The organism is Streptomyces sp. NPDC052301, assembly GCF_044593395.1.
In the GTDB taxonomy this organism is placed as follows: Bacteria; Actinomycetota; Actinomycetes; order Streptomycetales; family Streptomycetaceae; genus Streptomyces.
The window spans coordinates 204,105-217,590 of sequence record NZ_JBIUBE010000002.1 but is presented as its reverse complement, the minus strand read 5'-3'; the positions used below and the strand labels follow the sequence as shown (position 1 = coordinate 217,590).

Here is a 13,486-nt window from a genome sequence, read left to right as displayed (position 1 = left end):
CCGTCCTCCTCTTTCCCGTTTCTTTCCCAGCGGGCCGACGACGTCGGACCCGGCGACGCGGTACGCGCCGACCCCCAGGCAGGGGGCTTCTCCGGTGCGTCGACGTGGACGAAGGAAATTGCCCCCATGACTGGTGAGACACCGTTCTCCTGGCGGCGCGCCCTCGTGACCGGCGGCGCCGGCTTCCTCGGTTCCCATCTGTGCGAGAGGCTGCTGGATTCAGGCGTCGAAGTCGACTGCGCCGACAACCTGGCCTGCGGGCGCCGGGAGAACGTGGCGCACCTGGAGCAGCGGCCCGGTTTCCGGTACGTGCACTGCGACGTCTGCGCGCCGGACTGCCCGGGGCAGCTGCCGGGACCGTACGACCTGGTGCTGCACTTCGCCTGTCCGGCCTCGCCCGCCGACTACCTGCGCATGCCGCTGGAGACCCTGGACGTGGGCAGCCTCGGCACCCGCAACGCCCTGGCGATCGCGGAACGCGACGGCGCCCGCTTCCTCCTCGCCTCCACCTCCGAGGTGTACGGCGACCCCCAGGTCCACCCCCAGCACGAGGGCTACTGGGGCAACGTCAACCCGATCGGGCCGCGCAGCGTGTACGACGAGTCCAAGCGGTTCGCCGAGGCCCTGGTCACCGCCCACGCCGGCACCAGGGGCACGAACGCCGGGATCGTGCGGTTGTTCAACACCTACGGACCCCGCATGCGGGCCCACGACGGCCGCGCGGTGCCCACCTTCATATCCCAGGCCCTGGCGGGGGAGCCGGTCACCGTCACCGGCGACGGCACCCAGACCCGCTCGCTGTGCTACGTCGACGACACCGTCGACGGCATCCTGCGGGTGTCCCGGAGCAGGTCCGTACGGCCGGTGAACATCGGCGGCAGCGACGAGATCACCGTCGCCGACCTGGCCCGCCGGGTGGTCGCCCTCGTCGGCTCCCGCTCGCCGATCGCCTTCATCGACCGCCCGGTCGACGACCCGGGCCGCCGCCGCCCCGACACCACGCTCGCCCGTGAACTGCTCGGCTGGTCCCCCCAGGTGCCGTGGGAGGAGGGCCTGAAGCAGACCATCGCCTACTTCGCGGCACTGCCCCCGGAACCCCTCCCGCCCGACGGGGACCCGGACCCGCAACACACCTGACCGGATCCCCGCCCGACCGCCGCCCAGGCCCAGGAGGCAGCGCATGCACGTCCTCGGAATCAACGCACTCTTCCACGACCCCGCCGCGGCACTGATCACCGACGGCCAGGTCGTGGCGGCGGCGGAGGAGGAGCGGTTCTCACGCCGTAAGCACGGCAAACGGCCCGTTCCGTTCTCCGCCTGGGAGCTGCCCGAGCAGTCGGCCCGCTGGTGCCTCGAGCAGGCCGGTCTCACTCCCTCCGACCTGGACGCCGTCGCCTACTCCTACGACCCCTCGCTCGCCCGTCCCGCGGAGCGGATGGGCCTGCACGACCCCTGGGACCACCTGCGACAGGAGTACGCCCGCCGGGCCCCGGAGTTCCTCGCCGAGGCCCTGCCCGGACTCGACCCCGCCAAGGTGCGGTTCGTCCCGCACCACGTGGCTCACGCCGCCTCCGCCGGCCCGGTCTCGCCGTACCCGGACTGCGCCGTCCTCGTGCTGGACGGACGTGGCGAGTGCGGCTCCCACCTGGCCGGCCGCTGCACCAACCGCGAGCTGACCGTCCTCGGCACGCAGGAACTGCCGGACTCCCTCGGCCTGTTCTACGAGGATCTCACCCAGCACCTCGGATTCCTGCGCAGCAGCGACGAGTTCAAGGTGATGGCCCTCGCCTCCTACGGCACCCCGCGCTTCGCCGACCGGCTGCGCGAGTACGTCCGGGCCGACGAGCGGGGCGGCTTCCGGGCCCGGCCCGTCCCCTGGGCCGACCTCGTCCCGGCACGCCCGGCCGGCGGCGCCTGGAGCCAGGACCACGCCGACCTCGCGGCCTCCGCCCAGCTCTGCCTGGAGGAGGCGATGCTCGCCCTCGCCCGGTGGCTGCGCGAACGCACCGGGGAGGACGCCCTCACGCTGGCCGGCGGTGTCGCCCTCAACTGCGTGGCCAACACGCGGCTGTGGCGGGAGAGCGGCTTCCGTCACGTGTGGGTGCAGCCCGCCGCCGGGGACGCCGGCACGGCCCTGGGCGCCGCGGCACACGTGGCCGGCCAGAAGGACACCCTGGAGCCGATGCCGACGGCCGCACTCGGCCGCGGCTGGAGCGACGCCGAGCTGCGGGACTGGCTGGAGCGGGCCGCCGTACCGTACGAGGAGCCCGCCGACGTCGCCGACACGGCCGCCGAGGCGCTGGCCTCCGACGGGATCGTGGCCTGGTTCCAGGGCCGCAGCGAGTACGGGCCGCGGGCGCTCGGCCACCGCTCGCTGCTCGCCCACCCCGGCGAGGCCGCCAACCTGGAACGGCTCAACGCCGTCAAGGGACGCGAGGAGTTCCGGCCCGTCGCGCCCATGGTGCTCGCCGAACGCGCCGCCGAGATCTTCGACGGGCCGCTGCCCAGCCCGCACATGCTGTTCGTGCACGACGTGGCCGCCGAGTGGCGGGGCCGCATCCCGGCCGTGGTCCACGTGGACGGCACCGCCCGCATCCAGACCGTGGACCGGGAGCAGGAGCCGCTGGTGGCGCGGATGATCGAGGCCTTCGAGCGGCGGACCGGGCTGCCCGTGGTGGTCAACACCAGTCTGAACACCGCCGGACGGCCCATGGTCGACGATCCGCGGGACGCGCTGGAGTGCTTCGGCTCGGCCCCCGTGGACCTGCTGGTGCTCGGCCCGTTCGCGATCCGCCGCGGGAAGGCGTTCGCATGAGCGACGCACCCGCCTACACCGTCGTCGTCCCGACGATCGGCCGGCCCTGCCTCGCCGAGTGCCTGCGCGCACTCGGCGCGGCCCACGGGCACCCCCCGCACGAGGTGATCGTCGTCGACGACCGGGCCGCCCCCGACGGCGACCTGCCCCTGCAGACGGCCGGGCAACTGCTCGACCGAATACGCACGCTGCGCACCGGCGGCAGGGGCCCGGCCGCCGCCCGCAACACCGGCTGGCGGACCGTCCGGACGCCCTGGACGGTCTTCCTGGACGACGACGTCCAGGTGCTGCCGGACTGGTCCCGGCTGCTCGCCGAGGACCTGCGGGAGGCCGGGGAGGACGTCGGCGGCATTCAGGGACAGCTGCGTGTCCCCCTGCCCCTGGACCGCCGGCCCACCGACTGGGAACGCAACACCAAGGGCCTGGAGAACGCCGCCTGGGCCACCGCCGACATGGCCTACCGCACCCAGGCGCTCACCCGGGCCGGCGGCTTCGACGAACGTTTCCCGCGGGCCTTCCGCGAGGACGCCGACCTCGCGCTGCGCGTGGAGCGGGCCGGCTGGACCCTCAAGCGCGGCAAGCGGGTCACGTGCCACCCGGTCCGCCCGGCGCACTGGTGGGCGTCGTTGCCCGCCCAGCGCGGCAACGCCGACGACGTCCTGATGAACCGGCTGCACGGACGGGACTGGTGGACCCGCGCCCAGGCGCCCCGGGGACGGCTGCCCCGCCACCTCGCGGTGACCGGCGCCGCCGTCGCCGCGGCCGCCTGCGCCGTCGTGGGCCGCCGCCGGGCCGCTGCGGCCTGCGCCGCCCTGTGGACGCTGGGCACCGCCGAGTTCGCCCTCGCCCGCATCATGCCGGGCCCCCGCACCACCCGCGAGATCGCCGGGATGCTCGGCACCAGTGTGCTCATCCCGCCCCTCGCCGTCCGGCACTGGCTGCGCGGAGTCGTCCGCCACCGGCACGCAGAACCCCTCGGAGGTGCCGGGTGACCACCGTCCGCGCCGTCCTGTTCGACCGCGACGGCACCCTCGTCGCGGACGTGCCCTACAACGGCGACCCCGACCGCGTCCGGCTGCTGCCCGGCGCCGCCGAGGCCGTCGCGCTGGCCCGGTCCCACGGCCTGGCCACCGGGGTGGTGAGCAACCAGTCCGGGATCGGGCGAGGACTGCTCACCGCCGAGGACGTGCGCCGGGTCAATGCGCGCGCCGACGCCCTGCTGGGCGGCCTGGACCTCTGGGTGTTCTGTCCGCACGCCCCGGACGCCGGCTGCGCCTGCCGCAAGCCCCGCCCCGGTCTGGTCCTCACCGCCGCCGACCGGCTGGGCGTCCCGCCCGCCGCGTGCCTGGTGATCGGCGACATCGCCGCGGACGTCCTGGCCGCCCGGGCGGCGGGTGCCCGGGGCATCCTCGTACCCGCCCCGGCCACGGCACCGGAGGAAGTGGCGCGTTTCGCCGAGCAGAGCGCCCCCGACCTGCTCACCGCCGTGCGCGGCGCCCTCGGCGTGACGGCGGGAGGGCGGTCGCGGTGAAGTCCCTCGTCGTCCGCCTCGACAGCTTCGGCGACGTGCTGCTCGCCGGCCCCGCCGTCCGCGCCGTCGCCGCCCGCTCCGCGCACGTCACCCTGCTGTGCGGCCCGCGCGGCGCCGACGCCGCCCGGCTGCTGCCCGGCGTCGACGACGTCCTGGTCTGGGAGGCGCCCTGGGAGGGCTTCGACCCGCCCGACGTGGACACGGCCGACATCGATGCCCTCCTCGGCCGGCTGCGCGCCGGTGCCTACGACACCGCGCTCATCCTGACCTCCTTCCACCAGAGCCCGCTGCCCACCGCGCTGCTGCTGCGGCTGGCCGGGGTCGGCCGGATCGGCGCCGACAGCGTCGACCACCCCGGTCGGCTGCTGGACGTACGGCACCGGCGGCAGGAGGGCCGCCACGAGGCCGAGGCGGCCCTCGACACCGCCGCCGCCCTGGGCTTCCCGCCACCCCGGGGCGACGACGGGCGTCTGCGTGTCCTGCCGCCGCCCGACACCGCCGACCTGACCGGCCCCGGCCCCTACGTCGTCCTGCACCCCGGCGCCAGTGCCCCCGCCCGCGCCTGGAGCCCGCACCGCTGCGCGGAGGCCGTCGTGCTGCTCACCGACGCCGGGCACCGCGTGGTCGTCACCGGCGGCGCGGACGAGCGGGACCTCACCCGGCGGGTGAGCGGCGACCTGGCCGTGGACCTCGGCGGCCGGACCGGCCCGCGCACCCTCGCCGGCGTGCTGCGCACGGCCGACGTCGTGATCAGCGCCAACACCGGCCCCGCCCATCTCGCCGCCGCCGTCGGCACCCCGGTCGTCTCCTTGTTCGCGCCGGTCGTCCCGGCCGAACGCTGGGCACCGTACGGCGTCCCGGCCATCCTGCTCGGCGACCAGTCGGCGCCGTGCGCGGACACCCGGGCCCTCACCTGCCCGGTGCCCGGACACCCCTGCCTGGACGAGGTCACCGGGCAGGACGTGGTGCGCGCGGTGCACAAGCTCATCCAGGAGCGCCTCTCATGAACATCCTCGTCTGGCACGTGCACGGATCGTGGCTCACCACCTTCGTGCAGGGCCCGCACACCTACCTGGTCCCGGTCACCGACGACCGCGGACCCGACGGGCTCGGCCGCGCCGTGACCTGGGACTGGCCGGCGTCCGTCGAGGAACGGACCCCGAAGGAGCTGGGCGACCGCGACATCGACCTGATGGTCCTGCAACGCCCCCACGAACTCGACCTGGCCCTGCGCTGGACCGGCCGTCGTCCCGGCGTCGACGTACCCGCCGTGTACGTCGAGCACAACAGCCCCGACGCCGCGCCCGAGCGGCAACCGCACCCGCTGGCCGGGCAGTCGGCGATCCCGGTCGTCCACGTCACCCACTTCAACCGGCTGATGTGGGACAGCGGCCGGGCCCCGACCGAGGTCGTCGAGCACGGCATCGTCGACCCCGGCCACCGGTGGACCGGCACCGAGCGGCGCGCGGCCGTCGTGGTCAACGAGCCCGTCCGCAGGGGCCGTACCACCGGCACCGACCTGCTGCCCCGGTTCGCCCGCTGCGCGCCCCTGGACGTCTTCGGGATGCGCACCGAAGGACTCGCCGAGCACCTCGGCCTGCCGCCCGAGCGCTGCCGCACCCGCGACCTGCCGCAGGCCGACCTGCACCGGGAGATGGCCCGGTGCCGGCTCTACCTGCACCCCGTGCGCTGGACCTCGCTCGGCCTGTCCCTGCTGGAGGCCATGTTCCTGGGCATGCCGGTGGTCGCCCTGGACACCACCGAGGTCCGCGAGGCGGTACCCGAGGGCGCCGGCGTGGTCTCGAACCGCCTCGACGTACTGGAGGACGCCGTACGGACCTACCTCGCCGAACCGGAACTCGCCCGCCGCACCGGCGAGGCGGCCCGGGCCGCGGCCCGGGCCCGCTACGGAGAACGGCGCTTCCTGGACGACTGGGAGCGCCTGATCAAGGAGGTCACCCGATGAGCCGCATTCCGCACACGGCCGGGCGCGTCGCCATGGTCTCCGAGCACGCCAGCCCGCTGGCCGCGCTCGGCGGACCGGACGCGGGCGGCCAGAACGTGTACGTGGCGCAGATCGCCCGGCAGCTCGCCCGCAGGGGATACCGGGTCACCGTGTACACCCGGCGGGACTCGGCGGGACTGCCGGACCGGGTGACCCTCATCGACGGCGTGCAGGTGGTGCATGTGCCGGCCGGCCCGCCCGCGGCCGTCCCCAAGGACGCACTCCTGCCGCACATGGCCGAGTTCGGGGCCTTCCTGGCCCGGCAATGGGCGGCACACCCACCCGACGTGGTGCACGCCCACTTCTGGATGTCCGGCCTGGCGGCCCTGACCGGCACCCGAGGTCTCGACATCCCCGTCGTGCAGACCTACCACGCGCTCGGCACGGTGAAGAAGCGCTACCAGGGCGACGCCGACACCAGCCCGGCCGAGCGCCTCGCCATCGAGGAGGCCATCGGCCACGAGTGCACCCGGATCATCGCCACCTGCAGCGACGAGGTGGCCGAGCTGAAGGCCATGGGCCTGCCGGAGGACCGGATCAGCGTCGTGCCCTGCGGGGTCGACCCCGACCAGTTCACGCCGGTCGCCCGGAACCGCCCGCCCGGCGCGCGCCGACGGCTGCTGGCCGTCGGCCGGCTGGTGCCCCGCAAGGGCTTCGACCGCGCCATCCGCGCCCTGGCCGGCGTCCCGGACGCCGAACTCTTCGTCGCCGGCGGCCCCGAGGCCGACCTGCTCGGCACCGAACCGGAAGCCGCGCGCCTCACCGCCCTCGCCGGTGAGTACGGGGTCCTCGACCGCTTCACCCTGCTCGGCGGGGTCAGCCGCGCCCGGATGCCCCGGCTGATGGCCGGCGCCGACCTGGTGCTGTCGCTGCCCCGGTACGAACCCTTCGGCATCGTCCCGCTGGAGGCCATGGCCTGCGCCACCCCGGTCGTGGCCACGGCGGTGGGCGGCCAGCTCGACACCGTCGTGGACGGCAGCACCGGCGTGCTGGTTCCGGCCGACGACGACCACGACCTCAGCGCGGTCGTCCGCACGCTCCTCGCCGACCCGGACCGGGTCGCCCGGTACGGGGCAGCCGGCCGCGAACGGGTGCTGGCCCACTACACCTGGGACCGGGTGGCCGACGGTGTCGCCGGGGTGTACGGCGCCGTGTCCTCGATCCCCTCGCTCCAGGGAGTCGTCCGATGAAGACCGTGACCGGCACGAAGACCGTCGTGGACACCACGCACTGCGACGAGCTGATGAAGGCCCTGGAGGCGTTCCGGGACCGCGGCCCGCTCGTCGAGCGGTGGGGCACCGAACTCGCCCGGCGGCTCGGCGGCGGCTCCCGGCTGCTGGTCGCGGGCAACGGCGGCAGCGCCGCGCAGGCGCAGCACCTCACCGCCGAGCTGGTCGGCCGCTACCGCGACGACCGGCCGCCGTTCTCCGCGGTCGCCCTGCACGCCGACACCTCCTCCACCACCGCGATCGCCAACGACTACGGCGTCCAGGAGGTGTTCGCCCGCCAGACCGCCGCCCACGGCCGCCCCGGTGACGTGCTGATGCTGCTGTCCACCAGCGGCGCCAGCGCCAATCTGCTGGCCGCCGCCGACCGCGCCCACCGCCTGGGCCTGACGGTGTGGGCGCTGACCGGACGGGCACCCAACCCGCTGCAGCTCGGCGCCGACGACGCGCTGTGCGTGGACGCCCCGGTCGCCGCCACCGTCCAGGAGGTGCACCTGGTCGCAGTCCACATGCTCTGCGAGGCCTTCGACCGGGCCGTGGAGCGCGGGGAGGCCGACCGGGCCGCCGGTGACGGCGCCGACGGCGGGCCGGACATCGACGGCAGGCCCGGTGTCGTGGGCCGGCTCGTCGGCCGGGCCCGCACCGTCGGCCGGTCCGCACCCGGCACGCCGGGCACCCCCCTCGCCCCCAGGAAGGGACACGCATGACCACCTCGCGCACGCCCCTGGTCGTCGTGGGCGACGCCCTGCTCGACCACGACCTGTGCGGCCGGGCCGAGCGGCTGGCGCCGGACGCGCCCGTGCCGGTGGTGTACGGCACCCGGCGCAGCTCCCGGCCCGGCGGGGCCGCGCTGGCCGCCTGCCTCGCCGCCTCCGACGGCCGCCCGGTCACCCTCGTCACCGCCCTCGGCGACGATCCCGCCAGCGACACCCTGCGGGAGCTGCTGGCCGGCCGGGTCGAGCTGGTGGAGGTGCCGATGGAGGGCGCCCTCAGCAGCAAGACCCGTGTCATGGCCGGGGACCGGCCGCTGCTGCGCCTGGACGACGGCGAGGGACACGCCCGCGAGGCGACCCGGGAAGCGGTGTCCGCGGTCGCGGCAGCCGCCGGCGTCCTCGTCGCCGACTACGGCCGCGGCACCGCCGACGTCCTGCGCGACGCACTCACGCACACGGAGGCCGCCCTCGTCTGGGACCCCCACGTGCGCGGCCGGACCCCGGTCCCCGGCGTCCGCCTGGCCACCCCCTCCGCCCAGGAGGCCCGCTCCTTCGCCCGGCGGTCCGGCGGCGGGGACACCGGCGGCGCCACGGCTCTGCGCACGGCCGCCCGGGACGCCCGCACCCTGGTGCGGGCCTGGCAGGCCCAGGCCGTCGCCGTGACCCTGGGCGAACGCGGCGCCCTGCTCTCCCACGGCGAGACCCCCCTGCTGGTGCCCACCCCGGCCGCCGCCTCCGGCGACCCCTGCGGAGCGGGCGACCGGTTCGCCGCGGCCGCGGCCGGACTGCTCGCCGACGGCGAACTCACCGAGGCCGCGGTCCAGGCCGCCGTGAGCGCCGCCACCCGTTACGTCGCCGAGGGCGGCGCCCGCGCAGTGGCCGCCCCCGGCCAGCCGGACGAGCCCGCCGAGACCCCGGCGGCCGACGGCGACACCACCGCCGACGCCGTGCGCACCGCCGCCCGGGTCCGGGCCGCGGGCGGCACCGTCGTCGCCGCGGGCGGCTGCTTCGACCTGCTGCACGCCGGTCACGTCGCCCTCCTCCAGGCCGCCCGGCGGGCCGGCGACTGTCTGATCGTCTGCGTCAACTCCGACGACTCGGTACGCCGCCGCAAGGGAACCGGCCGCCCCCTGGTCCCGGCCGCGGACCGGGTCCGGGTGCTGCGCGCGCTGGAGTGCGTCGACGCCGTCGCCGTCTTCACCGAGGACACGCCCGAGCGCATCCTCGGCGAACTGCGCCCGCACATCTGGGCCAAGGGCGGCGACTACGCCCGCACCGAACTGCCCGAACAGCCCCTGGTGGAGAGCTGGGGCGGCCAGGTCCTGCTGCTGCCCTACCTCGACGGCCGCTCCACCACCGGCCTGGCCCGCCGCGCCGCGCTGTCCCCGTCACCCCCGGGAGGAGGCCACCCCTGGTGAGCGGCAGCCCCCGTCGGTCCCCCCGCACCCGGACGGCCACCGCGGGCCGCCCGGCCCCCCACCCCCCGACCGTCCTGGTGCTGCGTGCCCTGGGCCTCGGTGATCTGCTGGCCGGTGTGCCCGCGCTGCGCGGGATCCGGCGCGCCTTTCCCGGTCACCGGATCGTCCTCGCCCAGCCGCCGGGCCTCACCGAACTCGCCCTGGCCACCGGGGCGGTCGACGCCGTCCTCCCCGCGGAGGCACCCCGGCGGGCGGTGCCGTCCCTGACGCACTGGCCGGGACCGCCGCCCCAGGTGGCGATCGACCTGCACGGCAACGGGCCCGAGAGCCGTGACGCCCTCGCGGCACTGCACCCGCGCCGACTGCTCGCCCACGCCTGCCCGGACGGGCCGCCCTGGCCGTCGCACGCCCATGAACGAGAACGCTGGTGCGGGTTCCTGCATGCCTACGGCATCCGGGCCGACCCGCTGGACCTGCGGCTGCCCCGGCCGGGCACACCGTCCCCGGCGCCGGGCGCCGTCCTCGTGCACCCCGGGGCGGCCGCGGGCTCCCGGCGCTGGCCGGGGGAGCGGTTCGCCGCCGTCGTACGGTGTCTGCGCGCCGCCGGGCACCGGGTGGTCCTCACCGGCGGGCCGGACGAGGACGCCCTGGTGCGCTCGGTCGCCGAGCGCGGCGGGCAGCCCGCAGACGGCGTGCTGACCGGCGGCCTCCCCTTCGGGGAGCTGTCCGCGCTGGTCGCCGAGGCGTCCCTGGTGCTCAGCGGCGACACCGGCCTGGCACACCTGGCGGTGGCCCACGGCACCCGCTCCGTCACCCTGTACGGCCCCGTCTCGCCCCGCTTGTGGGGCCCACCCCCCGACCCCTACCACCTGGCCCTCTGGAAGCCCGGCCCACCCGGCGACCCGCACGGCCGCACCCCCGACGCCCGCCTGCTGCGCATCGGGACCGGCGAGGTCGCCGCCGCCTGCCTGACACTGCTCGGGCAGACCGGCGGCGGCCCGCGGAGGCGTGGACCGGAGGTGGCGCATGCCCGCTGAACGCGTCCTCGGCTGGTTCAGCGGGGGAGGCGACGGGTGGGTGGTTCGCCGTCCGCTGCCGCGTCCTCGCCGCCCGCTTGCGGACCGGTGAGGCCGGCGGCGGCCCGTGGCGGCGTGGACGGGAGGCGGCGCATGCCCGCTGAGCACGTCCTCGGCTGGTTCAGCGGGGGAGGCGACGGGTGGGTGGTTCGCCGTCCGCTGCCGCGTCCTCGCCGCCCGCTTGCGGACCGGTGAGGCCGGCGGCGGCCCGTGGCGGCGTGGACGGGAGGTGGCGCATGCCCGCTGAGCACGCCCTCGGCCGCACCCGCCCGGTCACCGGTGGGAGAGCGACCGGAGGACGACCTTCGCCGTCATCACCCGCGACCGCCGCACCGGCCGGCCCCGTGCCGCACCGGCACCTGATCCGCACGGTGCTCCGGGGCGCCGCCTCCGCCCGCGTTTGCGGCCCTGCCACCGCCGGGCCCGGAGAGCCGCCTGGCGACCCGGGAGCGGGCCCGCAGGAACTCCCCCCGCCCGCCGCTACGGCGGCCGGCCCCCGATCCGCTCGCCGACACACCCAGCAGAATCGTTGCGCCACGTCCATGGCGCAGGCACAGTGATGCTCCCGGTCAAGACGCGGCCGGCTGATCCTTCCGCCCTCCAGGAAGGCACCTCCCCATGGAAAACGGCCGGCCCGGCCGTCCCGGCGTCCGCCCCGGCGGCGCGGCCCCGCTGCTGCTGCAGACCGTCCACGAGCACCGTCCCGAGGTCGGCACCGTCAGAGTCCTGAAGGCCCGTGGCACGGTCGACGTCTCCAACGCCCTGGAGTTCTCCGAGGCGCTCGCCGAACACATCGCCCACGCGGGCCGGGACGGCGAACACCCGGTCCTCGACATGACCGAGGTGTACCTCGCCTGCGCCGCCGCGGTGCGCTCCCTGGACCGCGCGACCGGGGTGCTCGCCTTCTCCGGCCGCGCCCTCCCCGTCGTACAGCCCCGACCGCACGTGCGGGAGGCCCTGATGACGGCCGGCCTGCCCGGCGTACGGGTGCACGCCAGCCTGGCGTCCGCCCTGCACGCCCTGGAGGCCCGCACAGCGGCGCGCCCCGCGGACCCGGCTGCACCGGGGGACGACGACCCGGCCGAGGCCGCGGTCGATCGTCGCGCACCGACCGTGCACGGTGGTGCGAGGTCAGGAAGAGGCCGATCGAGTTCTGTGTGACGTCCCGACTGGGTGATGCCATGAAAGCCTCTTCCGACCGGCCGGCCGCACCGGCCACCCTCGTGATCGAGTCCTCGGTCGTCGAGGGACTGCCCGCCGAGGGCGCCCTGCTGCTGCGCATGTCCGGCACCCTCGACGCCCAGGGAGCCCAGGTCTGGTCCGAGGAGCTGCGCGGCCACCTCGAACAGGCCGACCGCGCGGGGCTGCGGCCGGTCCTCGACATGGCCCATGTGCAGCTCGGCGGCGCCGCCGTGCTGCACACGCTCAGCGAGACGACCCGGGAACGCGGCGGCCGCCCCGACCTGATCATCGTCCGGGCCCGCCCCGGAGTGCGCGAGGCGGTGCACCTCGCCCGGCTGGACGGCGTCCGGCTGTTCGCCACCCTCGACGAGGCGCTGCGCGAGCTGACGCACGCCGCCGCCCGGGTGGAGGAGCTGCCCGCCTGGCGGTCGCAGCTCACCGATCCGCTGCGACCCTCGTACGAGGACCTGCACAAGGAGGTCCGGGCCCTGCGCGCGCGGGTGCGCACCGCCCCGGTGATCGGCATGGCGCAGGGCGTCCTCATGGTGCGCTACGGCCTGCCCGACTCCGGCAGCGCCTTCCGGGTGCTGCGCGAGACCTCCCAGCGGTACAACGTGCCGCTGCGCGTCCTCGTCTCCGCCGTCGTGGTGGCCCGCCCGCCGGAGGGCGAGGAGTGGTTCCCGGGCCGCCGTCCGCTGCCGGTGCCGCAGCTGCGGATCCTGGGCCGCGGCGGCCGCGACCCCCGCTACCGGCGGCAGATGATCGACGCGGTGCTGCACGAGGCGCTCGCCATCGGGCGGGCGCCCGCCGGATACGTGCAACTCGTCGACGCGGCCGTGAACACGCTGATGCTGGAGAACCACCACGGCTGCGCGGACACGTTCCTCGACCACCTCGTGCGCGGCTGCGACGACGGCACGGCCGACGCGGTCGCCCGGCTGCGGGGACGCCGGGTGAGCGTGCCCGACGTGGCCGTCGACGCCCTGCTCGCCGACGAGGCCCGGCGGGCCCTGCTGACCACCGGAACCCGCGCCCTGCAGAGCATCCCCGTGCTGTCCACGGCCGGCTCCTGCACGGGCGTGATCACTGTGCTCTGGCCCGAGCCCGGCCACCGGCCGACCGCTGCCCAGGCCGAGTCCTACGGCCTGCTGGCCTCCGACACGGCGGCCTGGCTCAGCTGGTACCACCGCTCGGTCCTGCTCGACGCCCTCGAACACCTCCACCGGGTACTGACCGCTGGCCCGGGCGCGTCACCCGCGCAGCCCGGGGAACCCGGACTCCGCACGCAATCGCAACACCCGGAGGGAGTCCGGCGCATGTCCGATCCGCAGCAGCCCGAACAGCGGCGCAGTGACAAGGGAGGCGCCACACCGCAGGACAGCCGTGAGCTGAAGGCCCGCGAGGCCGCCGCCCGCCGCGGGGGCGACCGTCCGCACGGCTCGGACAAGGGCGGCAAGGGCGGGGGCGAGGGCGGCGGAGTGCCTCCGGCGCAGCAGCCCGAGCACCCCTGAACCGGCGCC

The 13,486-nt window shown here is 76.2% G+C and carries 12 protein-coding genes; all 12 read left to right on the top strand.

Annotation, left to right across the window (positions count from 1 at the left end; translation table 11 throughout):
• The first annotated feature begins 126 nt into the window (after nt 1–126).
• The 12 genes from ACIHEJ_RS04640 (at nt 127) to ACIHEJ_RS04585 (ending at nt 13,477) form a co-directional block, all read left to right on the top strand.
• Complete coding sequence (locus tag ACIHEJ_RS04640) at nt 127–1,137, top strand: NAD-dependent epimerase/dehydratase family protein (protein ID WP_400132166.1); 1,011 nt, start codon at nt 127–129, stop codon at nt 1,135–1,137.
• 43 nt (nt 1,138–1,180) lie between these two features.
• Nucleotides 1,181–2,815: a carbamoyltransferase gene (locus ACIHEJ_RS04635; RefSeq protein WP_400132165.1), complete on the top strand. Its 1,635-nt coding sequence runs from the start codon at nt 1,181–1,183 to the stop codon at nt 2,813–2,815.
• The gene (locus ACIHEJ_RS04630) at nt 2,812–3,807 is read left to right on the top strand and encodes a glycosyltransferase family 2 protein (RefSeq protein ID WP_400132164.1); all 996 of its coding nucleotides are present in this window, start codon (nt 2,812–2,814) and stop codon (nt 3,805–3,807) included. The genes ACIHEJ_RS04635 and ACIHEJ_RS04630 overlap by 4 nt, the downstream gene beginning before the upstream one ends.
• Nucleotides 3,804–4,346, top strand: coding sequence for a D-glycero-alpha-D-manno-heptose-1,7-bisphosphate 7-phosphatase (locus ACIHEJ_RS04625; RefSeq protein WP_400132163.1), 543 nt, complete (start codon nt 3,804–3,806; stop codon nt 4,344–4,346). The genes ACIHEJ_RS04630 and ACIHEJ_RS04625 overlap by 4 nt, the downstream gene beginning before the upstream one ends.
• Nucleotides 4,343–5,353, top strand: a complete 1,011-nt coding sequence (locus tag ACIHEJ_RS04620) for a glycosyltransferase family 9 protein (RefSeq protein ID WP_400132162.1) — start codon at nt 4,343–4,345, stop codon at nt 5,351–5,353. Before ACIHEJ_RS04625 ends, ACIHEJ_RS04620 begins: the two co-directional genes overlap by 4 nt.
• Nucleotides 5,350–6,312, top strand: coding sequence for a glycosyltransferase (locus ACIHEJ_RS04615; RefSeq protein ID WP_400132161.1), 963 nt, complete (start codon nt 5,350–5,352; stop codon nt 6,310–6,312). The genes ACIHEJ_RS04620 and ACIHEJ_RS04615 overlap by 4 nt, the downstream gene beginning before the upstream one ends.
• Nucleotides 6,309–7,541 (top strand): glycosyltransferase, encoded by a 1,233-nt coding sequence (locus tag ACIHEJ_RS04610; protein ID WP_400132160.1) that lies wholly within the window; start codon nt 6,309–6,311, stop codon nt 7,539–7,541. Before ACIHEJ_RS04615 ends, ACIHEJ_RS04610 begins: the two co-directional genes overlap by 4 nt.
• On the top strand, nt 7,538–8,284 hold the full coding sequence (locus ACIHEJ_RS04605; protein WP_400132159.1) for an SIS domain-containing protein: 747 nt from the start codon (nt 7,538–7,540) through the stop codon (nt 8,282–8,284). Before ACIHEJ_RS04610 ends, ACIHEJ_RS04605 begins: the two co-directional genes overlap by 4 nt.
• The gene (locus ACIHEJ_RS04600) at nt 8,281–9,708 is read left to right on the top strand and encodes a PfkB family carbohydrate kinase (RefSeq protein ID WP_400132158.1); all 1,428 of its coding nucleotides are present in this window, start codon (nt 8,281–8,283) and stop codon (nt 9,706–9,708) included. The genes ACIHEJ_RS04605 and ACIHEJ_RS04600 overlap by 4 nt, the downstream gene beginning before the upstream one ends.
• The gene (locus ACIHEJ_RS04595; protein ID WP_400132157.1) at nt 9,705–10,745 is read left to right on the top strand and encodes a glycosyltransferase family 9 protein; all 1,041 of its coding nucleotides are present in this window, start codon (nt 9,705–9,707) and stop codon (nt 10,743–10,745) included. Before ACIHEJ_RS04600 ends, ACIHEJ_RS04595 begins: the two co-directional genes overlap by 4 nt.
• Nucleotides 10,746–11,402: 657 nt before the next feature.
• A complete protein-coding gene (locus tag ACIHEJ_RS04590; RefSeq protein WP_400132156.1) occupies nt 11,403–11,945 on the top strand; it encodes an STAS domain-containing protein in 543 nt (180 codons plus the stop codon).
• A gap of 20 nt (nt 11,946–11,965) precedes the next feature.
• On the top strand, nt 11,966–13,477 hold the full coding sequence (locus ACIHEJ_RS04585; protein ID WP_400132155.1) for an ANTAR domain-containing protein: 1,512 nt from the start codon (nt 11,966–11,968) through the stop codon (nt 13,475–13,477).
• Nucleotides 13,478–13,486 lie beyond the last annotated feature (9 nt).

What these genes read in the sequence shown, in the direction of transcription:
- ACIHEJ_RS04600 (WP_400132158.1), top strand. Translation starts at nt 8,281, where the DNA reads ATGACCACCTCGCGCACGCCCCTGGTCGTCGTGGGCGACGCCCTGCTC.
- ACIHEJ_RS04635 (WP_400132165.1), top strand. Translation starts at nt 1,181, where the DNA reads ATGCACGTCCTCGGAATCAACGCACTCTTCCACGACCCCGCCGCGGCA.
- ACIHEJ_RS04610 (WP_400132160.1), top strand. Translation starts at nt 6,309, where the DNA reads ATGAGCCGCATTCCGCACACGGCCGGGCGCGTCGCCATGGTCTCCGAG.
- ACIHEJ_RS04590 (WP_400132156.1), top strand. Translation starts at nt 11,403, where the DNA reads ATGGAAAACGGCCGGCCCGGCCGTCCCGGCGTCCGCCCCGGCGGCGCG.
- ACIHEJ_RS04630 (WP_400132164.1), top strand. Translation starts at nt 2,812, where the DNA reads ATGAGCGACGCACCCGCCTACACCGTCGTCGTCCCGACGATCGGCCGG.
- ACIHEJ_RS04640 (WP_400132166.1), top strand. Translation starts at nt 127, where the DNA reads ATGACTGGTGAGACACCGTTCTCCTGGCGGCGCGCCCTCGTGACCGGC.
- ACIHEJ_RS04615 (WP_400132161.1), top strand. Translation starts at nt 5,350, where the DNA reads ATGAACATCCTCGTCTGGCACGTGCACGGATCGTGGCTCACCACCTTC.
- ACIHEJ_RS04605 (WP_400132159.1), top strand. Translation starts at nt 7,538, where the DNA reads ATGAAGACCGTGACCGGCACGAAGACCGTCGTGGACACCACGCACTGC.
- ACIHEJ_RS04585 (WP_400132155.1), top strand. Translation starts at nt 11,966, where the DNA reads ATGAAAGCCTCTTCCGACCGGCCGGCCGCACCGGCCACCCTCGTGATC.